Source organism: Cryobacterium sp. N19 (assembly GCF_002929595.1).
In the GTDB taxonomy this organism is placed as follows: domain Bacteria; phylum Actinomycetota; class Actinomycetes; order Actinomycetales; family Microbacteriaceae; genus Cryobacterium; species Cryobacterium flavum.
In genome coordinates this window covers 147,844-167,406 of record NZ_PJJR01000047.1, presented here as the reverse complement: position 1 = coordinate 167,406, position 19,563 = coordinate 147,844, and the positions used below count along the sequence as shown (strand labels likewise).

General features: G+C 67.2%; 15 protein-coding genes and 1 tRNA gene. 11 read left to right on the top strand and 5 right to left on the bottom strand.

The genetic code is table 11. The features are described from left to right. The first annotated feature begins 129 nt into the window (after positions 1 to 129). The 3 genes from CXY78_RS06190 (at position 130) to CXY78_RS06180 (ending at position 7,120) form a co-directional block, all read left to right on the top strand. Entirely contained in the window at positions 130 to 4,077 is a 3,948-nt protein-coding gene (locus CXY78_RS06190; protein ID WP_104088597.1) for a Pls/PosA family non-ribosomal peptide synthetase, read from the top strand. 18 nt (positions 4,078 to 4,095) lie between these two features. Continuing rightward, entirely contained in the window at positions 4,096 to 5,421 is a 1,326-nt protein-coding gene (locus tag CXY78_RS06185; RefSeq protein WP_104088595.1) for a M1 family metallopeptidase, read from the top strand. A gap of 709 nt (positions 5,422 to 6,130) precedes the next feature. Then, positions 6,131 to 7,120, top strand: a complete 990-nt coding sequence (locus CXY78_RS06180; RefSeq protein WP_092341564.1) for a hypothetical protein — start codon at positions 6,131 to 6,133, stop codon at positions 7,118 to 7,120. 413 nt (positions 7,121 to 7,533) lie between these two features. Here CXY78_RS06180 and CXY78_RS06175 read toward each other — a convergent pair whose 3' ends face one another. Next, entirely contained in the window at positions 7,534 to 8,142 is a 609-nt protein-coding gene (locus CXY78_RS06175) for a 4'-phosphopantetheinyl transferase superfamily protein (protein WP_158253280.1), read from the bottom strand. 89 nt (positions 8,143 to 8,231) lie between these two features. On the opposite strand from CXY78_RS06175, the gene CXY78_RS06170 reads away from it, so the two are divergent. The 3 genes from CXY78_RS06170 (at position 8,232) to CXY78_RS06160 (ending at position 13,313) form a co-directional block, all read left to right on the top strand. Next, the gene (locus tag CXY78_RS06170; RefSeq protein WP_092341566.1) at positions 8,232 to 9,248 is read left to right on the top strand and encodes a magnesium and cobalt transport protein CorA; all 1,017 of its coding nucleotides are present in this window, start codon (positions 8,232 to 8,234) and stop codon (positions 9,246 to 9,248) included. 79 nt (positions 9,249 to 9,327) lie between these two features. Further along, a complete protein-coding gene (locus tag CXY78_RS06165) occupies positions 9,328 to 13,098 on the top strand; it encodes an ATP-binding protein (protein ID WP_104088592.1) in 3,771 nt (1,256 codons plus the stop codon). Then, positions 13,095 to 13,313, top strand: coding sequence for a hypothetical protein (locus CXY78_RS06160; RefSeq protein WP_092341568.1), 219 nt, complete (start codon positions 13,095 to 13,097; stop codon positions 13,311 to 13,313). Before CXY78_RS06165 ends, CXY78_RS06160 begins: the two co-directional genes overlap by 4 nt. Here the strand turns inward: CXY78_RS06160 and mscL are convergent, their stop codons facing one another. The 3 genes from mscL to CXY78_RS06145 all read right to left on the bottom strand — a co-directional run bounded on the left by mscL (position 13,314) and on the right by CXY78_RS06145 (position 14,840). Continuing rightward, on the bottom strand, positions 13,314 to 13,799 hold the full coding sequence (gene mscL / locus CXY78_RS06155; RefSeq protein ID WP_233206106.1) for a large conductance mechanosensitive channel protein MscL: 486 nt from the start codon (positions 13,797 to 13,799) through the stop codon (positions 13,314 to 13,316). A gap of 4 nt (positions 13,800 to 13,803) precedes the next feature. Continuing rightward, a complete protein-coding gene (locus CXY78_RS06150; protein ID WP_104088590.1) occupies positions 13,804 to 14,154 on the bottom strand; it encodes an FmdB family zinc ribbon protein in 351 nt (116 codons plus the stop codon). 107 nt (positions 14,155 to 14,261) lie between these two features. Further along, positions 14,262 to 14,840: a 5-formyltetrahydrofolate cyclo-ligase gene (locus CXY78_RS06145; RefSeq protein ID WP_092341571.1), complete on the bottom strand. Its 579-nt coding sequence runs from the start codon at positions 14,838 to 14,840 to the stop codon at positions 14,262 to 14,264. A 34-nt stretch (positions 14,841 to 14,874) separates the two neighbouring features. Here CXY78_RS06145 and galU point away from each other — a divergent pair, with 34 nt between their 5' ends. The 4 genes from galU to CXY78_RS06125 all read left to right on the top strand — a co-directional run bounded on the left by galU (position 14,875) and on the right by CXY78_RS06125 (position 17,679). Continuing rightward, complete coding sequence (galU, locus tag CXY78_RS06140) at positions 14,875 to 15,768, top strand: UTP--glucose-1-phosphate uridylyltransferase GalU (protein ID WP_092341572.1); 894 nt, start codon at positions 14,875 to 14,877, stop codon at positions 15,766 to 15,768. 40 nt (positions 15,769 to 15,808) lie between these two features. Further along, entirely contained in the window at positions 15,809 to 16,468 is a 660-nt protein-coding gene (locus CXY78_RS06135; RefSeq protein WP_104088588.1) for a GNAT family N-acetyltransferase, read from the top strand. A 105-nt stretch (positions 16,469 to 16,573) separates the two neighbouring features. After that, entirely contained in the window at positions 16,574 to 17,503 is a 930-nt protein-coding gene (locus CXY78_RS06130; RefSeq protein ID WP_092341574.1) for a hypothetical protein, read from the top strand. 100 nt (positions 17,504 to 17,603) lie between these two features. Then, positions 17,604 to 17,679 (top strand) — tRNA-Ala (locus CXY78_RS06125). 118 nt (positions 17,680 to 17,797) lie between these two features. Here the strand turns inward: CXY78_RS06125 and CXY78_RS06120 are convergent. Continuing rightward, positions 17,798 to 18,670 carry an IclR family transcriptional regulator gene (locus tag CXY78_RS06120; protein WP_104088587.1) on the bottom strand — a complete coding sequence of 291 codons (873 nt, stop codon included), beginning with the start codon at positions 18,668 to 18,670 and terminating at the stop codon, positions 17,798 to 17,800. Between the two features lie 167 nt (positions 18,671 to 18,837). Here CXY78_RS06120 and CXY78_RS06115 point away from each other — a divergent pair, with 167 nt between their 5' ends. Beyond that, on the top strand, positions 18,838 to 19,554 hold the full coding sequence (locus tag CXY78_RS06115) for a CoA transferase subunit A (protein WP_092341575.1): 717 nt from the start codon (positions 18,838 to 18,840) through the stop codon (positions 19,552 to 19,554). Positions 19,555 to 19,563 lie beyond the last annotated feature (9 nt).

The window sequence follows — 19,563 nt, the reverse complement described above, 5'->3', positions numbered from 1 at the left end:
ACTCCTCACGCAAATACTATTCCCGGGCTGAGCGGAGAGCGCCGCACAGTTCACCCGTCCGTTACCCGCGAGTTCTAGACTGATACTTTCGCGGCGTGCCGTACTGCCACGACCTGAACGAGGAGGCGTGTGAGCGAGCACCAGCACAGCCCAGCGGGCGCCAGCGGGCACTCCCAGTCGGTGCTCGCGGCAGGCCACCGGGCCAAGCCGGCTCGCACCCTGGCCGACATTCTTGCGGTAACCGCAGCGCAGCATCCGGATGCTTTAGCGCTGGAAGACGCGGCCGGCACGATCAGCTACCGCGGCCTGCTGCGGCGGGTGCAGGCCCAAGCCAACGCGCTGAGCCTGGCCGGCGTGCGACGCGGCGACACCGTGGGCATTCGCATCCCCTCGGGCACCCGTGACCTGTACGTGTCCATTCTGGCGACTCTGTTCGTGGGTGCCGCCTACGTTCCGGTCGATGCCGACGACCCCGAAGAACGCGCCCGGCTGGTCTTCGCCGAGGCACACGTGGTCGGCATCATCGGCGAGAGCAGTGTGTTCGCGCCGCGTGACGGCCTCGACCTGCAGTCCCTGCGCGCTCGCCGCATCGAACCGCAGGAGGATCCCGCGCTGGTGTTTCCGACCGCGAATATTCCCTCGCCCGACGATGATGCCTGGGTCATCTTCACCTCCGGCTCGACCGGCGTGCCCAAGGGCGTCGCCGTCACCCATCGCTCGGCGGCCGCCTTCGTCGATGCCGAGGCCGGCTTGTTCCTGCGATCTGAACTGATCGGCCCCGCAGACCGGGTGCTCGCCGGACTCTCGGTGGCCTTTGACGCGAGCTGCGAAGAGATGTGGCTGGCCTGGCGAAACGGCGCCTGCCTCGTGCCGGCCCCGCGCTCCCTCGTGCGCAGCGGCGCCGACCTTGGCCCCTGGCTGATCACGCACGGCATCACCGTGGTGTCGACCGTGCCGACCCTCGCCGCCCTATGGCCGGAAGAATCGCTCGAAGCCGTGCGCTTGCTCATCTTCGGCGGCGAAGCCTGCCCGCCCGAACTGGTCGCTCGCATTGCCACCCGCGGCCGCGAAGTCTGGAACACGTACGGCCCGACTGAGGCCACCGTCGTCGCCTGCGGCGCCCTCGTCGACGGCGTTGGCGAGATGCGTATCGGCCTGCCGCTCGACGGCTGGGACCTCGCCGTCGTTGACGCGCGCGGCGAGCGGGTTTTAGAGGGTGAGATCGGCGAGCTCATTATCGGCGGCGTCGGCCTGGCCCGCTACCTCGACGCGGCCAAAGACGCCGAGAAATATGCGCCGCACCCTCAGCTCGGCTGGGCGCGCGCCTACCGTAGCGGCGACCTCGTGCGCTTCGACCGCGCCGGCCTGGTGTTCGCTGGGCGCGCCGACGACCAGGTGAAACTCGGCGGCCGACGCATTGAACTCGGCGAAGTGGATGCCGCCCTCAACGCCCTGGACGGGGTGGCCGGCGGCGCCGCCGTGGTGCAGATCACCCCGGCCGGCAATCACGTCCTCGTCGGGTATATCGCGCTCACCAGCGCGAACGCTCCGCTCGACCGGAAGGCCGCTCTAACCCGGCTGCGCGAGGAACTGCCCGCCGCGCTCGTGCCACTTCTCGCCGTGGTCGACGCGCTGCCCACCCGCACCTCGGGCAAGGTTGACCGGGCGGCGCTGCCGTGGCCGCTCCCGGCCTCGGACGACGACGCGGCCGCGCTGTCACCGACGGCGGCGTGGCTGGCCGAGGCGTGGGCATCCATTTTGGGGGTGCCGGTGACCGGGCCCGACGACGACTTCTTCGCCCAGGGCGGCGGCTCACTCTCGGCCGCCCAGTTCGTGTCGGCCGTACGCGCCCGCCATCCTGAAACCACCGTCGCCGACCTCTACGACCACCCGCGCATCGGCTCGCTCGCCGACGAACTCGATGCCCGCACCCCCGTCACACCCCCGGTGCTGCGGAACGTTTTGCCGACGCCGGCCCGCAGCCAGCTGGCCCAGACGGTGCTCGGCATTCCGCTGCACGTGTTGAGTGGCGCGCGCTGGCTGGTCTATCTGGCCATTGCCAACAACCTGCTGAGCGTGAACGGTGCCAGCTTTGCCCCGACGCTGTCGTGGTGGTGGGTGGCCCTCGGGTTTGCGCTGTTCGTCACCCCGCCTGGCAAGATGCTCATCGCCGTGATTGCCGCACGGCTGCTGCTGCACGACGTCATGCCGGGCAACTACCCGCGGGGCGGGTCGGTGCACCTGCGGCTCTGGCTGGCCGAGCAGATCGCGCTGCTCGTCGACGCCGCAAGCCTGGCCGGCGCGCCCTGGATCAGCTACTACGCCAGAGCACTTGGCGCAGAGATCGGCCCCGACGTCGATCTGCACTCGCTGCCGCCGGTGACCGGACTGATGACCATCGGTGCCCAGGCTTCGATCGAACCCGAAGTCGACCTGGCCGGGCATTGGATCGACGGTGACGTGCTGCGCATCGGCCACCTGCACGTCGGCGCAGATGCTCGCATCGGCTCCCGCAGTACCCTGCTCGGTGGCGCCCACGTAGGTAACGGCGCCGAGATCGACCCGGGCGCCGCCGTCTCGTCGCGGGTGCCGGCGGGGGAGCGCTGGGCCGGTTCCCCGGCGCGTCGGGTGGGCTCAGCTCGCCGCCCGTGGCCGGCCGAACGACCGCCGCGGGCCAGTCGCTGGCTCGGCGCCTTCGCGGCCGGGTCGGTCGCGATGATCGCGATCCCCACGGTCGCCCTCGTACTCGGCACGCTCATCGTGGGTGCCGTCGTCGGTCACGCGGACAGTCTCGCCGTGGCCGTGTTGCGCGCCGCCCTGATCATGCCGGTCGCCGTCATCGCGGGCGGTCTCGTCTACGCGCTGCTCGTGATCGGCTTCGTGCGCGTCCTCGGCGTGGGCCTGCGCGAGGGCTACTACCCGGTGCGCAGCCGCATCGGCTGGCAGGTCTGGATGACCGAACGCATCCTCGATGGCGCCCGCACCGTGCTGTTTCCGGTCTATGCGAGCCTGCTCACCCCCACCTGGCTGCGCCTGCTCGGCGCCAAAGTAGGAGCGGACGTCGAGGCATCGACCGTGCTGCTGCTGCCGTCGCTCACGACCATCGCGCCCGCCGCGTTTCTCGCCGACGACACCATGGTGGCCTGTTACGAACTCGGCGGCGGCTGGATGCACATCGGCCCGGCCAAAGTTGGCCGCCGGGCTTTTCTCGGCAACAGCGGCATGGCCGGTCCCGGCCGCACGGTACCGCGCAACGGACTCGTCGCGGTACTCTCCTCGACCCCGCGCAAGGCCAAGCGTGGGTCGAGCTGGCTCGGCAACCCGCCCTCGCGACTGCGTCGCAAGCAAACGGATGCCGACGACTCCCGCACCTTCCACCCTCCCGTGCGCCTGAAAGTAGCCCGATCGCTGTGGGAACTCCTGCGCATCGTGGCCGGCTTCACCAGCGCCTGGATCGCGTTGCTCGCGCTCACCCTGCTCGACCTGCTCTGGCTGCAGCTCGGCCTCGGCGCGGCGATCGCGCTGTCCGGCGTGGTCATGCTCGCCGCCGGCGCCGTGGCAGCCGGGGTGACAACGGTGGTCAAGTGGATGCTGGTAGGGCGGATCGACGCGTCGGAGCATCCGCTCTGGTCATCGTTCATCTGGCGCAACGAGGTGTCGGACAGTTTCGTCGAGATGGTCGCCCGCCCGTGGTTTGCCGAGAAGGCCTCCGGCACGCCAGCGCTCGCCGTGTGGCTGCGCACGCTGGGGGCTTCGGTGGGGCGCGGCGTCTGGTGTGAGACGTACTGGTTGCCCGAGGCAGACCTGGTGCGGCTGGGCGACGGCAGCACCGTCAACCGCGGCTGTGTCGTGCAGACCCACCTCTTTCACGATCGCATCATGCAGCTTGACGCGGTGGAACTCGCCGACGGATCGACGCTCGGGCCGAACGGCGTCATTCTCCCGGCCGCGTCGATTTCAGCTGGGGCGACCGTGGGGCCCGGCTCGCTCGTGATGCGCGGCGAACGGGTACCCACCGGGTCGCTCTGGTCTGGCAACCCGATCACGCCGTGGCATCAGCCGCCGTGGCAATGGTGAACGTGGAATAGTGGACCGATGGCCCCTGTGCAGACGACCTACGGCTCGGCCAGCGCTGGCGACCCCTATATTCCCACCGGCGGCAACGGCGGTTACGTTGCCGAACACTACGATTTGAACTTGTCCTACCGGGTGGCTACCAACCGGCTGAACGCGACCGCGATCATCACCGCGCGCGCCCTCATACCCCTCGACCGGTTCAGCCTTGACTTCGCCGGGCTGAGCATGGAGAAGGTCACGGTCAACGGCGAGCGGCCGACCAAAGTGACGCACAGCGCCCGCAAACTCGTGATCAGCGTTGCCACTCGGGTTGAGGCCGGGGCGGTGTTCGAGGTGACGGTGCGCTATCGCGGGGCGCCGCATCCGGTTCGCAGCGCCTGGGGCGACGTCGGCTGGGAAGAACTCGACGACGGCGTGCTGGTCTCCGGGCAGCCGTGCGGGGCCGCATCCTGGTTTCCCTGTAACGATCATCCGAGTAACAAAGCCACCTATCGCATCGAGATCGCCTGCGAATCCGGCTACACCGTGGTGTCGAACGGGGTGTTGTCGGCCAGGTCGAGCCGGTCGGGCCGCACCAGCTGGACCTTCGATGTGCGCGAGTCGATGGCGACCTACCTCGCCACGGTGCTGATCGGCCGCTACCGTCGCCGCGACCTCGCCGCAGCTCCGGTCGCGCACAGTCTGTTCTTTCCGGCCCAGCTTGCGACCCGGGTCGGCACCGACTTCGCTCGCCTCACCGAGATGATCGCGTTCTTCGCCGACCGGTTCGGCCCGTACCCGTTCGCGTCATACTCGGTCGTGGTGACCGACGACGAGCTGGAGATCCCCCTCGAGGCGCACGGCCTGGCCGTGTTCGGCAGCAACCATGTCGACGGGGAGCACGGCAGCGACCGCCTGATCGCCCACGAGCTGGCACACCAGTGGTACGGCAACAGCCTCACCGTGGCCCGCTGGCAGGACATCTGGCTGCAGGAGGGTTTCGCCTGCTACGCCGAATGGCTCTGGGAGGAACAGCGCGGCGGTCGCACCGCCGACTCCCTTGCCGTACTGCACCGCGGCAAGGTGGCGGCCCTGCCGCACGACATCGTCGTCGGCGATCCCGGCCCGCACGCCATGTTCGACGACCGGGTCTACAAACGCGGCGCGCTCGCCCTCCACGCGATTCGCAAATCGCTCGGTGACGAGGCCTTCTTTGCCGCCCTGCGCGCCTACACCGCGGCCCGGCGGCACGGTCAGGTCTCCACCGAGGACTTCGTGGAGTTCTTCTCCGAACACACCGGCAGCCGGGCGATCGGCGGGTTTGTGGCCCGCTGGGTGCAGCAGAGCGCGCTGCCGAGTCTCTAGCCGAGCCTCGTGGGCGTGGGCGTGGTTGCCCTGCGCGGGAATTCGAGGTTGGCCGCCTCGACGGCGCCGAGGTGCTGACGTGCGCCAGCGCGGTCAGCTGCGGGGTTTGCTGCGCCGGTGCTGCGCCGGTGCGCGGGTGTTCGATGCCCGCCCACTCTGAGGTGCTGAGGTGCCGTGCGCGGGTGCTGCGCCGGTGCGCGGGAGTTCGAGTGAGGTGCTGGCCCCCGCAGCGTGGGCTACGCGGGTGTTGCGCCGATTCGCGGGAGTTCGGGCTTGGCCACAACTCCAGCGCGACGCGATGGGCTGGACCTGCGCCAGTGCGCGGGAGTTCCGCCTGCCGCGCACTGGCGCAACTCCCGCGGCGGCGTGAAACGGACGGCCGCGAACGGCCGAGGGCCGGCATCCGTCGCCAGACAGATACCACGCCGGTGCGGCGCCCCTCCACAACGTGGGCGGCTCTGCACGAAGACGGCGAACGCTCACCTGCAGCGCAAGACGGATGACTCGGGTCGGCCAGACGCGGGCATCCGTCGAATGCGAGCTTCACGAGAAGGGTGGCGGCCGGGCGCGACTCCTCCACAGGCGGGCGTGAGGCCGGTTATTGGCCAGAATGAAGATCTCTGGCCCGCTGTGTTCGCCGTCCGGGCACGCTGGCTCTATGTCTCAACCGAGCTTCGACCCGAGCGCGAGCCTCAGCCTGACATCCCGAATGAGCACCAGTCCCGATCCCGGCGACGGCCTCATCCTCGCATCTGACCTCGGCAACGCTTTCGGCGTCGACTTTCGCCTTCGACGCGAGTCGTCACGCGGCCGACTGCAGCGAGTGAGCCGCGGCCTGTACTATCCCAGCGCGCGCTGGGATCAATTGCGCGACGACGAGCGCTACCTGATCCGGGTGCGCGGGGCAGCCCTCACTCGTCGCGGTCAGGCGGTGCTCTGCCACCAGTCGGCCGCCGTGCTCTGGGGGCTGCCGATGCTCGTCGGCTGGCCGAACGAAGTGCACCTGCTCGTCGAACGAGCCTCCGGCGGACGCTCGGATCCGGGAGTCCGCTGTCACGCACTCGGTGTGGATGCCCGGGACGTCACTACAACCGATGGACTGCTCGTGACGACCATCGAACGCACGGTGGTCGATCTGGCCGCGACCCTCGATCTGAAATCCGCCGTGGCATTGGTCGACCGCGCGCTCTATCAGGACCGATTTGGACGCACCCCAACCCTGACCACCAAAGACGCACTCCTCGCCACCCTCGAGCGGATGCTTCCCTTCCGCGGTTCGCGCCGCGCCCGCGCGATCATCCAGTTCGCGACGCATCTCTCGGGTTCGCCAGCGGAGTCGGCCAGCCGGGTGAACATCGCCCTGAGCGGATTTCCTGAGCCGGAGTTACAGCATCCGTTCATCGTCGATGGCAAGGAGTGCGAGACGGACTTCTACTGGCGCGAGATCGACAGCGCGGGCGAGTGCGATGGCAAGGTCAAATACTTCAACCCGGAATATCTGGCCGGCCGCTCTCCTGAGCAGGTACAGTACGACGAGAAGCAGCGCGAGGACGGGATTCGGCGCCAGGTACACGGATTCGGCCGGTGGCCGGCCTCGGTCGGGATGAGCCAATTCTCCTTGCGTCGGCGGCTGCTGGAGCTTGGATTGCGGCCTGGGCCACAGCGCGTTCTGCGCGGCCTCGAACGCCCCTCGTCGTAGCGGATTTTCTCGCCCGGCGCCTCAGCTCCAGCGTCACGCGACGGGCTCGTGTTGCGCCGGTGCGCGGGAGTTTGATATCGGGCCGCTCGGAGGTACCGAGGGAGCTGCGCGGGTGTTGCGCGGCTGCGCGGGAGTTGAGCCGGTACGCGGGAGTTCGACGTCGCGCCGCTCGGACCTGCCCAGGGGGCTGCGCGGGTGTTGCGCCGGTGCGCGGGAGTTCCGGCGGAGGGGCGCCCGTGCAGCGTGGGCTACGCGGGTGTTGCGCCGATTCGCGGGAGTTCGGGCTTGGCCACAATTCCAGCGCGACGCGACGGGCTGGACCTGCGCCAGTGCGCGGGAGTTCCGCCTCCCGCGCACTGGCACAACTCCCGCGGCGGCGTGAAAGGGATGGCTGCGAGCGGAAAGAGTGAGTTTTAAAGCATCGAAAGGCTCGGGGCTCTCGGACCGAGCAAGGCCAGGGTGCCCACCAGACCGGGGCCCGCGTCGAAGCCCACGACGTGCACCCGGCTCAGATCGAGGGTGGCGGTCGGCCAGCTCAGCAGAGCGGATGCCCCACCCGGCCCCAACGCCACGGTCACCTCGCGCGGGTCCACCGTCAGCCCCTCGCCGGAGAGCTTGAGCAGAGCCTCCTTGGTGGTCCAGAGCGCGGCGCGCGCCCGATCGCGCTCGTCGACCGGCAGCTCCGCTAGGGCGGTGCGCTCGTCGGCGTTGAACGCGACGTCGTCGAATCCGGCCCGGGCGACCGAGGCCACGCTCTCCAGGTCGACCCCGATCGGTCCGACCTGCGACACGGCAACGACAACGGTGCGACCGGCGCGGCTCAGGCTCACGTGCACCCCGCCCGGTGTCAGCACGCGAGGCCGCCCATGCGCGCCGCCGCAGCGTTCGCAGCGTTGTTCGATGGTGACGGCCGCCAGGTCAACGGCGCAGACCCGGGCGACAGCGGCGGCGAGTAGTAGCCGGTCGGTCTGGGGAAGCGGCGCGCGCGGTTGTAACAAGAGGGAAAAAAACGTTTGCGGCACGATCTAACCGTACCCGCCGGCAAAACTGCACCGGCGTTACCGCGCAGCTACGCCGAGTGGCACACTGGTAGATCGGAGAAGGAGAGCCAATGGCGCTGGTGGACAACGCGGTCTACGTGGACGGGCACCGGGTTGCCACGCCGCCGAGCCTCGACGAGACCTTCGAAGTGATGAAAGAGAAGAAGGGCTTCGCCTGGATCGGGCTGTACCGGCCGAGCGAGGAGGAAGTGCGGGCCGTCGCGACCGAGTTCAGCCTGCACCACCTGGCCGTGGAGGACGCCCTCAAGGGGCACCAGCGGTCGAAGATTGAACGGTACGCAGACATCCTGTTCATTGTGTTGCGCCCGGCCCGCTACATGGACGACGAAGAGCGCGTCGAATTCGGTGAGCTGCACGTGTTCGTCGGCCCCGATTTCGTGGTGACCATTCGCCACGCCGAATCGCCCGACCTCGCCCTGGTGCGGGAGCGGATGGAGAGCACCCCGCACCTGCTCGCCCTCGGCCCGGAGGCCGTGCTGTACGCCATTCTCGACCAGGTCGTCGACGAATACGGGCCGGTCGTGGCCGGGCTGGAGAACGACATTGACGAGATCGAAGACCAGCTGTTCGACGGCGACCCGGAGGTCAGCCGACGCATCTACGCACTGTCCCGCGAGGTGATCGAGTTTCAGCGGGCCACCCAGCCGCTCGTGAGCATGTTCGAGGCGATGCAGCGGGGCTTCGACAAATACAACGTGGACCTCGAACTGCACCGGCACCTGCGTGACGTGCTCGACCACACTCTGCGCATCGTGGAGCGCGGCGACGCGTTTCGGCAACTGCTGCAGAACGCTCTGACCGTACACAGCACCCTGGTGGGCCAACGCCAGAACGACGAAATGCGGCACCTGTCCGAGACGAGCCTCGCGCAGAGCGAAGAAGTGAAGAAGATCTCCAGCTGGGCGGCTATCCTTTTCGCCCCGACCTTGGTCGGCACCATCTACGGCATGAACTTCGACAACATGCCCGAGCTGCACTGGCCGCTCGGCTATCCCTTTGCGATCGCTCTGATGCTCGCCATGGGGTTTACCCTGTACACCGTGTTCAAACGGCGAGGCTGGCTGTGAACGGCCAGATTGGGGCACAAACACGCGAAACCCCGGCCGCCTCAGGGCAAACCGGTGATTTGCCAATTAGGGTATCCCTGTGTGGCACCTCGATAGAAAACAAGACGACGACGACGTGCTTTCCAAGTACCTGGACGTCGTTCCCGTCGACCCTCAAAACGTGACGAGTCCACACAACCTCAGTCTGGGCGATCCGGCGTTCACCGCCGGTAACATCGCCGAGCCGGTCTGGCAGCGCTGGCGCGACGAACTCGCCGCGCTCGGCGGCCGCTCCCCGCTGCTGCACTTCACCGATGAAGCCCGCACCCGCATCGAGCTGAGCGCCACGCATCCCGGCGGTCTGCCGCAGTTCATCATCGGCAAGACCACCCTGCTGTCCAACCTCATTCGCGATGAGCTTGCGCTGCGTAACGCCCGCCTGGCCGCGAACGAGATCACGCAGAAGGGCATCGAACTGCGCTCCATGCGCGGCCTCGAATCGGTCAATCTCGCCATCGGCCTCGCCGAATGGCGCTATCAGGATGTGGACTACAGCGCCCCGGTGCTGCTGCGCCCCCTCGCCATTCGCCGCTACGGCCGCGACTACGAACTCAAGCTCAAGGGCCAGCCCTTTCTCAACCCGGAACTCGCCCGTGCCCTGAAGGACCAGTTTCAGATCGTGCTCGACGCCGACGCTTTTGTGGCGCTCGCCGTGACTAACGGCGCGTTCAAACCGCAACCGGTCATCGACCGTCTGCGCGGGTTGACCTCACACCTGCCCTGGTTCAACGTCGTGCCGCGCCTGGTGGTCTCAAGCTTCGCCGACGTGGGGCGGGCGCTGGCCGCCGACGCGTCGAACCTTGACCATCCGCTGCTCGACGCCGTGGCCGGCAACAAGACCGCCCGCCGCAACATCGAGACGGCGTACAACCCGGTGGTTCCGATCGGACAGGATGCCAGGCCGCCGGCCACCGACACGCTGCTCGGCGACGCCGACTCCGAGCAGGAGAACGTTGTCGCGCAGATCGCGGCCGGCAACTCCCTCGTCGTGAAAACCCTGCCCGGTACCGGCGGCACTCAGACCATCGTCAACGCGATCGGCTCGCTCGTGGCCCAGCACAAGCGGGTGCTCGTGGTGAGCGCCCGCCGTTCGAGCCTCGACGGCATCCACGGCCGCCTCGTGCAGGTGGGCCTGCCCGGCATCGCCGTGACCCCGCGCACCCTGCGCCGCGACCTGATCCAATCGATCACCCGCAATGAGAAGGCCGCCCAGCCGCGCGTCGGCGACGTCGACGACGCCCTTGTGCGCCTCCGCAAGGTGCTGCTCGACTACCGGTCGGCGCTCACCCGCCGCGACTCGGCCCTCGGAGTCTCCGTGCTCGACGCGCTCGGTGAACTGGCCCGCCTGGCCCAGCTGCCCGAGCCGCCGTCGACCACCGCCCGCCTCGACCGCCAGGCCCTCGAACTGCTCGCCCATTCCCGGTCAGCCGCTGCCAACACCCTGATCAAGGCCGCCGTGCTCGGCGAGTTCCGCTACGGTCCCGGCGACTCGCCCTGGTACGGTGCCTCGTTCACCTCCACAGCGGATGCCTCCAACAGCCACCAGCTCGCCAAACGCATCAACCAGATCGAACTGCCGCGTTTGCTTGAACGGGCCAACGGCCTCATCGGCCAGACCCGGCTGCGCCCGTTCGAGACCATCAACGAGCTCGGCATCTACCTGCGTCTGCTGCTGGATATTCGCGAAACGCTCGACAAGTTTCAGCCCGGGGTTTACGACCGGTCGCTCACCGAGCTGATCGCCGCCACCTCGTCGCGCCGCGAATCGTCGGAGATGAGTTCGGCCAGCCGCAGAAGGCTGCGTAAGCTCGCCGAGGAATACCAGCGCCCCGGCGTGCGGGTCAACGACATGAACGAGAGCCTCCGCCGCATCCAAAGCCAGCGCACGCTCTGGCAGCGCTATGCCGCCGCCGGTGTCACGCCCGAGGTGCCGGTCGGCATCAACGATGTGCACGTCGCTTTTCAGCGAGTCTCCGAAGACCTCGGTCTGCTCGACGTTCCGCTCGGCACGATTGGCACGACGCGCGCTCTCGCCGGGCGCCAAATCAATGAGCTCGTGTCGATGATTTCCGGCCTCGCCGCCGAGAGCGAGGTGCTCGCGAACCTGCATGAGCGCACCGCACTGCTGGCAACGCTGCGCGAGCACAACCTCGACCCGCTGATGACCGATTTGTCCCAGCGACATGTCTCGGAGGAGAACGTCGCCGCCGAGCTCGAGCTGGCCTGGTGGCAGTCCGTGCTCGAGATCATGCTCGCGAGCGACCGGGCGTTGCTCGGCGCCAACACTGCGGTATTGGACCGCCTCGAGGCCGATTTCAAACTCGTCGACGAGGCGCACGCATCCGCTACCGGCAAGCTTTTGGCCTGGCTGCTCGCCGAAACGTGGAAGATCGGCGTCGTCGACTTTCCCGAGGAAGCCGACCAGCTGCGCCGCCTGCTGCGCGCCGACCGCGCCACCCCGGCCCGGCTGAACGAAGTTGCCCCGCACCTCGGCCGCGTCCTCGCCCCGGTCTGGCTGGCCTCGCCGTATGAGATCGCCGGCATCAGCGACCAGATCACCTTCGACACCGTGCTGCTCGTCGACGCCGGCGCCACAACCCTCGCCGAAAACGTCGGCGCGATTCGCCGCGGCCGCCAGATCGTGGCGTTCGGCGACCCGGTCACCCAGACCCCGTCGGCCTTCGAGACCGGTATCGCCGGCTCAGGGGAGACGGCCGCGCCCGAGGTCTCGGTGGACGCCCTGCACGCCGACTCCGCCCTGGCCCGCCTCGGCGAACTGCTGCCGACCCTCACCCTGACCCGCAGCTACCGGGCCGGCGGCGAAGACCTCGCCGAACTCGTCAACCACCGTTTCTACGGCGGACGCATCGACTCCCTGCCCTGGGCCGGCAGTTTTCTCGGCCACGGCAGCCTCACCATCAACTATGTGGCCGGCGGCCGCGGCATGCCCGACGCCGACAGCGGTGCCATCGAGAGCGTCGACGCCGAGGTTGTCAAGGTCGTCGACCTCGTGCTCGACCACGCGTCAAAGCGCCCGCGCGAATCGCTCATGGTGATCACCGCGAGCACCCGGCACGCCGTGCGCGTGCAGCAGGCCGTGCTCGCCGCGTTCGCCAAGCGCACCGACCTCTCGGACTTCATTTTGAAGGACCGCAGCGAACCGTTCACCGTGCTCACCCTCGAGCAGGCCGTCGCGCAAAGCCGCGACCGGGTGATCTTCTCGATCGGCTACGGCCGCACCCCGCACGGTCGCCTGTTGTCGAACTTCGGTTCGCTCGGCGAGCCCGGCGGCGAACGCCTGCTCGCGATCGGCATGACCCGCGCCCGCCGCGCGCTCGACATCGTCTCGTGCTTCCGGCCGGCCGACATCGACGAGGACCGCCAGCGCCACGGCATCCTCGCCCTGTCCCAGGTGCTCAGCGAAACTGAAGCGCGGCGCGACGAGGTGCAGGTGCCCGACGCGAGCGAGGCAATGCTGGTCGACCTCGGCGGCCGCCTCGAAAAGCTCGGCCTCACCGTGCGCCTCGGCCACCGCGGCAAGCTCGCCCTCGCCGCGTCCTACGGCACCCGCGCGATCGTCGTCGAAACGGATGCCGTCGTCGGCCGCGCCAGCCTGCGCGAGTCCCTGCGGCTGCGCCCCGAAGTGCTGCGACGCCTCGGCTGGCACTACCTGCGCGTGCACAGCTTCGAGCTGTTCAGTAACCCCGACGCCGTTGCCGCGCGCGTCGCTGCGATCGCCGGTATGCCCAAAACGGATGCCGCTCCCTTTTCGACCGGCGACCCGATCGCTCCGAAGCGGCCTGGCGCGTGAATGCTTCTGACGGTGTGCCGCCTCTCGGAACGGCTCGTCAGCCGATCGTGAAGGCCGCAGGCAAGGCTCGGCGCGCCAAGCTGCTGCCGGCACCGGACACCGACCCCAACCCGCACCCGCCCGTGCTGCGCGAAGAGGGCGGCGTCGCGCACACCGGAAGTGCGCCCAGCGCCAACGAGTCGCAACTGCGGCAGGATCGCCCGCCGCACTGGTAGTTAGTGCTTGGGGCCCTGGTCAGCGGCGGCGTTCTTGGCCAGAAGATCACGGATCTCCGTGAGCAGGTCGAGCTCGGTGGTGGGGTCCACGACGACGGCCGCGGGAATACCCGCGTTGCGGCGGCGGTCCTGCGACTCCTTCAGCTTGTTGAGCGGCAGCACGAAGACGAAATACACCACGGCAGCGATCAGTACGAAGTTGATGATCGCTGCGATGACCGCTCCGAGCATAAGCGTCGGCGGATTCTCGCCGGAGCGCAACGGAATCGGCAGGGCTTCGGCGAGGGTCGCGGCATCGAATAGCGCGGCGATCAGTGGGTTGAAGATGTTAACGACGATGGCGGTAACCACGGCGGTGAACGCCGTGCCGATGACGACCGCGACGGCGAGGTCGATGACGTTGCCGCGCATGATGAATTCTTTGAAACCGTTGATCACGGGGTGCTCCAATCGAATGACTTGGGAGACCGTCTTTGTCAGCGCCATCTACCTAAGACGCCTTCGCGGCCGGAACGGAGGAGGACGGTGTCGACGACTTGGCGGGCGTGCTGTCGGGCTTCTTCTCGGATTTCTTCTCGGCCGGCTTACTCGCCGACGAGTCGGACGTGTCGGCAGACTTCTCGGCCGGCTTGCGATCGAGGTTGGGATTGGACCGCTTCGAGTCCGACTTGGAGTCGTTGCTGTAGAAACCGGAGCCGCTGAAGGTCACGCCGATCGAGGAGAACACCTTGCGCAGCTTTCCCTGGCAGGTCGGGCACACCGTGAGCGAGTGGTCGGTGAAGGCCTGCTGGATATCGAAGGCGGTGTCGCACTCGGTGCAACGGTAAGAGTAGGTAGGCACTGCATCTCCAGCTGGTTGAGCCGACAGGCAAACGCCTGCCAGTACTAAGGTTATGCGCGCCCAAGGGCCCGCACGTTCAGAATGCGCGTCATGAGCGGTAAAAACGGTCAGAAAGCGATGATTCTGGTCGGCGTTACGAGGCCGTTGACCGGCTGATCGTGCACCTCGCGAGGAACTTCCTGCAGATATTCACTGTCGAACACCACGGCGTAGACCGGCGGGCACTTCTCCATCGATCCGAGGGTCTTGTCGAAGTAGCCGCGACCCCAGCCCATGCGCAGTCCGTCCTCACCGACGGCCGCCGCCGGAACGATGATGAGGTCGACATCGTTGATGGCGATCGGGCCGAGCAGGGTTCCGACGGCTTCTGGCACCCCCGAAATGCCGGTGAATTCTTCCTCACCGTCGCCGACGGTCCAATCGAGCAGGCCGTCTTCGCGTGAAATCGGAAACAGAATCCGGATGCCTTCTGCCGTGGCCCAGTTGAGAAAAGGTCGAGTATCTGGCTCGTTGCGAGCTGATAAATAACAGGAGATCGACCGCGCCGACAGGTCGAGCACGAGGCTTTGCAGGTTTTCGGTGAAGCCGGCCGTGGCGGCCTCGCGTTCCGAGGAGGTCATGTTCTGGCGGCGTTCGCGCAATTCCGCTCTCAGCGCACGCTTGTAATGACCTGTGTCGGAGTCCATATAAGGCATCCTACTTGCCACTAACCTAGTGCCCATGGGTACCCCGATAACTAAAGCCGTCATTCCCGCAGCTGGACTCGGAACACGCTTCCTCCCAGCGACCAAGGCCATGCCGAAGGAGATGTTGCCGGTCGTTGACAAGCCGGCGATTCAATATGTCGTCGAAGAAGCCGTCGCGGCCGGCCTCAGCGACGTACTGATGGTTACCGGTCGCAACAAGAATGCCCTGGAAAACCACTTCGACCGCATGACCGAACTTGAGGCCATGCTCGAACGCAAGGGCGACCAGACCCGGCTCGCCAAGGTGCGCGAATCCAACGAACTCGCCGACATCCACTATGTGCGTCAGGGCGACCCGCGCGGACTCGGCCACGCCGTGCTGCGCTCGCGCATGCACGTGGGCAACGAGCCCTTCGCGGTGCTGCTCGGTGACGACATCATCGACGCCCGCGACCCGCTGCTGACCCGCATGCTCGAGGAACAGGTCAAGCGCGGTGCCAGCATCGTGGCTCTGCTCGAGGTGGACCCCTCGCAGATTCATATGTATGGCGCGGCCGCGGTCGAGTCCACCGACGATCCCGACGTCGTGCGCATCACCGGCCTGGTCGAAAAGCCGAGCGCCGCCGATGCCCCCTCGAACCTCGCCATCATCGGTCGCTACGTGCTGCGCCCCGAAGTCTTCGATATTCTGGAACACACGGCGCCCGGCAAGGGCAACGAGATTCAGCTCACCGACGCCCTGCAGGAGATGGCCGTCAACCCCGAGTCGACCGGCGGCGTATATGGCCTGATCTTTCGCGGTCGGCGCTATGACACCGGCGATCGGCTCGATTACATCAAGGCCATTGTGCAACTCGCCGTCGATCGTGAAGATCTCGGTGCCGACCTGAAACCGTGGCTGCGCGAATTCGTCGCCACGCTCGACTAAATCATCACCCAGCTTCCATTCCAGAACAGACAGGCGAACCGTGCCGATCGCAATTCCGACCCTTCGTGAGGGCGCCATCACCCTGCGCCCCATCCGCTTGCGCGATGCGCGCACCCTCGAGGGCGAATTGCTGGCCAACCGGTCGTGGCTGCGCAAGTGGGAGGCGACCAATCCGTACGCGCCGATGTCCTTCGACACGCGGGCGAGTATCCGTAGTCTGTTGACGCACTCACGGTCGGGCCACGGTCTGCCGTTCATCGTGGAGCAGGACGGTGAACTGGCTGGCCAGCTCAACGTCTCGTCGATCACTTGGGGATCGCTGTCGTCGGCGACGATCGGATACTGGGTGAGCGAGAAATTCGCTGGCCAGTCGGTTACTCCCACGGCCGTGGCCCTCGCCACCGATTACTGCTTCTACCAGCTCGGCCTGCATCGCATGGAAATCTGCATCCGCCCCGAGAACAAGGCCAGCCTGCGCGTCGTCGAGAAACTCGGCTTTCGGTACGAGGGACTGCGCCGCCGCTATATCCACATCAACGGCGACTGGCGCGATCACTTTTGCTTCGGTCTGGTCGCCGAGGAACTCGGCCAGGGCGTCATGCGTCGCTGGCAGGATGGCCTGGTGCCAGCGGATGCCGCGAGCGTCACCACGGCAGATCTCGAGTCGGCCGCGCATCCGGTGCGTGTCATCACCCGATGACGGTGAAGAATTTCCCTGTTCGGGGGCAGGATCAGTGCATTAAGTTGGGTGACACACCGAGAGTAATCCTCGGCGGATGCGCCCGCGCCTCTTACCGTTGTCAACATGAGTAGTGAGGCATTGGGCGGCGGGGTCATGGTGGCGGTGGCTGCCGTGCTCTGGGTTGCCTATCTGATGCCCACCTGGTCGCGGCGCAAGCAGTATCAGGCGACCGAACGAAATGCGGTGCGATTGCAGCAGACACTGCGTATTCTGGCGGAAACAGCCGAGGTTCCTCAGCAAGTGCGGCTTGAGGCGACGGCTCGCACCGTGGCTGAGCAGCAGCGGGTTCTGGCCCGGGTCGAGCAGTCCGAACGGGTTGAAGCGCAGGCGGTAGCGGATGCTGCTCGCGACGTTCGCCGCGCAGCCGCCGCTGTGGCCGCCGCAGCCACACCGCGCCTGCCGGAGTCGCCGGTGAAGAAACTCCGCCGGCTTCGACGCTTTCGCGGCTTGGTGTCGACGATTCTGCTGGCCGGCCTCGTGCTGGCTGGATCAGGAATCGCGCCCGCTCTGGCGGGTTCGTTCACCGCGCTGGTCAGCGGCGGAGTCGTCATGGTCGCCGCGTTCGGCATCCTGGGCCGCCTGGCCACGGTCGCCCGCTCTGCCCGCATCGTGCGGCTGGAAGCCCCGGTTGAGCTGCCAGTGCTGATCGGCCAGACCTTTGAACCCGTTCAGCTCGAAGAGACTCCGGTCGCCGCAGCCACTTGGACGCCCCAGCCGCTGCCACGCGCGCTGCACCTGTCGCGCGGATCCATCGCGCAGACGGCGATGGCATCCGTTGAAGCGGCCAATCAGCTGCGCAAGGCTGCCGCCGAAGCGGAGGTAGCCCGCCGCGCCGCCGCGCTCGCCGAGGAAGCCAACCGGGCGGTCACGCCCTTGGTGCGCCCCGAGCCTGCCGCGGTGCCGAGTCGATTCGCGTCGATGGGTATCGTCGGTGAGACGGAGCCGGGCATGACCGACCTCGACGCCGTACTGCGACGCCGTCGCGCGGTTTAGTTCGCCGCACTCGGGCGCCAGGCGCGGTCTCGAAATCGTGCCTCACGCTTGAAAGCGGTGAAACTGTCGCCCAGCCCGTGATATTCTTCAAAGGCAGTTTGGGGCTTTGGCGCAGTTGGTAGCGCGTCTCGTTCGCAATGAGAAGGTCAGGAGTTCGAATCTCCTAAGCTCCACCACACTGTAAGAAAAGTCCCGGCTTCGGTCGGGACTTTTCTCGTTCCCCGACCAGATTGCTGCCCGCTGCGGGTGGAGGGCCGGGCGAATGGGGCAGATTCCGTCGTCTCGCGTCGTTGGCTAGGTGAGTGGTGGCCGCTGCAGGGTCTGGGTGATGCGGCTGGCCTCGTCGAGCAGCAGCTGGCCGAGCACCTTCTGCCGTTCGGGCTTGAACCGTGGCTCGATTCCGGTGAGTGAGAGCGCCCAGCCCGGTCGTCCGCTGCGGTCGAAGATCGCTGCGCCCATGCCCCAGCTGCCCTCCAGAATGAGTCCGGGGTTGACCGCGTAACCGGTGACCCGGGTGCGTTCCAGATTGGCGCGGATGCTCGCGGGTGAATGCTGGGCGCCCCAGCGAGCCGCGATGGTCTCGGTTTCGCCGAGACCAGTGTCGGCGAGGAGGGCATCCACTTCGGCGTCGGGCAGGTAGGCCAGAATCGCCATTCCAGCGGATGCGACCCCCAACGGAAAGCGCACCCCCTCGTGCAGCACGAAGGAGCGTATGGGGAAGCTGCCCTCCTCGCGGAGCAGGCAGACGGTTTCAGCGCCGCGCCGGATGGAGAGGAACGCGCTTTCGCCGGTCTCCTCGGCGAGGCGAACGAGACTCGGTCGGGCGAGTTCGTCAATCGGGTAGCGGGCGGCGGCGACCGTTCCCATGACGAAGACCTCTGGTCCGTAGTGCCAAGTGTGCCGCACGGCGTCATGGTCGAGCAGCCCCTCGGCGGCGAGCGAGGTGAGCAGTCGGTGCACCGTGGGCCGGGTCAGGCCGGAGTCCCGCACGATCTCGGCCAGGGGAGTGCCCGAAGGGTTTCGTCCGACCAGGCGCAACAATAGGGCAATTCGCGCCACGACCTGAGCGCCCTGCACGGGCTGGGCCAGCGGTGGCTGCTGGGCCGGGCATGGTGGCTGCGTTGTGTGGGCCTTCCGAGGCTCGCGGGCGGGCGACTGACCAGTCATATCGACTCCTTTGTCCATAATGTGGATGATTAGCAGCCTACTGTTCATGGGGTGGATTCTCATAAAACTAGCAATTGACAGGGCCTGTTGCGCCTGAATACCATGACGTTACGTGCCGATGTCCACAACATGGACTCCACAGGATCATCACTCAACGAGGAGACAGCATGTCTAAGGTTCAGGCCAGCGCGAGCGAGGCGCTGCAGGATGTACTGCGCGACGGGATGGTGCTCGCGGTCGGCGGATTCGGCCTCAGCGGAATTCCGGCCGATCTCATCGACGCGGTGCGGGCATCCGGTGTGAAAGATCTCACCGTCGTCTCGAACAACATGGGCGTTGACGGCAAGGGGCTGGGCGTGCTGCTCGAAGCCGGCCAGGTTCGCAAGGTCATCGCCTCGTATGTGGGTGAGAACAAGCTGTTCGCCGAGCAGTTTCTGGCCGGCGTACTCGAGGTGGAGTTCAGCCCTCAGGGCACCCTCGCCGAGCGGCTGCGGGCTGGCGGCGCGGGTATTCCCGCGTTCTATACCAAGACCGGTGTTGGCACGTTGATCGCCGAGGGCAAGCCGCTCGCCGACTTCGACGGCGAAACCTACCTGCAGGAACGCGGCATCGTCGCCGACGTCGCGCTGGTGAAAGCCTGGCGCGCCGACACCCTCGGCAACCTCGAGTACCGCTTCACTGCCCGCAATTTCAACCCGGTCGTCGCGACCGCGGGGCTCGTCACCATCGCCGAGGCGGAGCTGATCGTCGAGCCAGGAGACATCGACCCGAACCACGTGATCACCCCCGGGGTGTACGTGCAGCGCCTGATCCAGGCCTCGGCGCGGGTCAAAGACATCGAACAGCGCACCGTGCGCAGCCGGCCCGTGCTGGCATCCGCTTAAGGAGAATGA

What these genes read in the sequence shown, in the direction of transcription:
- CXY78_RS06185 (WP_104088595.1), top strand. Translation starts at nt 4,096, where the DNA reads ATGGCCCCTGTGCAGACGACCTACGGCTCGGCCAGCGCTGGCGACCCC.
- CXY78_RS06180 (WP_092341564.1), top strand. Translation starts at nt 6,131, where the DNA reads ATGAGCACCAGTCCCGATCCCGGCGACGGCCTCATCCTCGCATCTGAC.
- CXY78_RS06170 (WP_092341566.1), top strand. Translation starts at nt 8,232, where the DNA reads ATGGCGCTGGTGGACAACGCGGTCTACGTGGACGGGCACCGGGTTGCC.
- mscL (WP_233206106.1), bottom strand. Translation starts at nt 13,799, where the DNA reads ATGGCGCTGACAAAGACGGTCTCCCAAGTCATTCGATTGGAGCACCCC.
- CXY78_RS06145 (WP_092341571.1), bottom strand. Translation starts at nt 14,840, where the DNA reads ATGGACTCCGACACAGGTCATTACAAGCGTGCGCTGAGAGCGGAATTG.
- galU (WP_092341572.1), top strand. Translation starts at nt 14,875, where the DNA reads ATGGGTACCCCGATAACTAAAGCCGTCATTCCCGCAGCTGGACTCGGA.
- CXY78_RS06130 (WP_092341574.1), top strand. Translation starts at nt 16,574, where the DNA reads ATGAGTAGTGAGGCATTGGGCGGCGGGGTCATGGTGGCGGTGGCTGCC.
- CXY78_RS06120 (WP_104088587.1), bottom strand. Translation starts at nt 18,670, where the DNA reads ATGACTGGTCAGTCGCCCGCCCGCGAGCCTCGGAAGGCCCACACAACG.
- CXY78_RS06115 (WP_092341575.1), top strand. Translation starts at nt 18,838, where the DNA reads ATGTCTAAGGTTCAGGCCAGCGCGAGCGAGGCGCTGCAGGATGTACTG.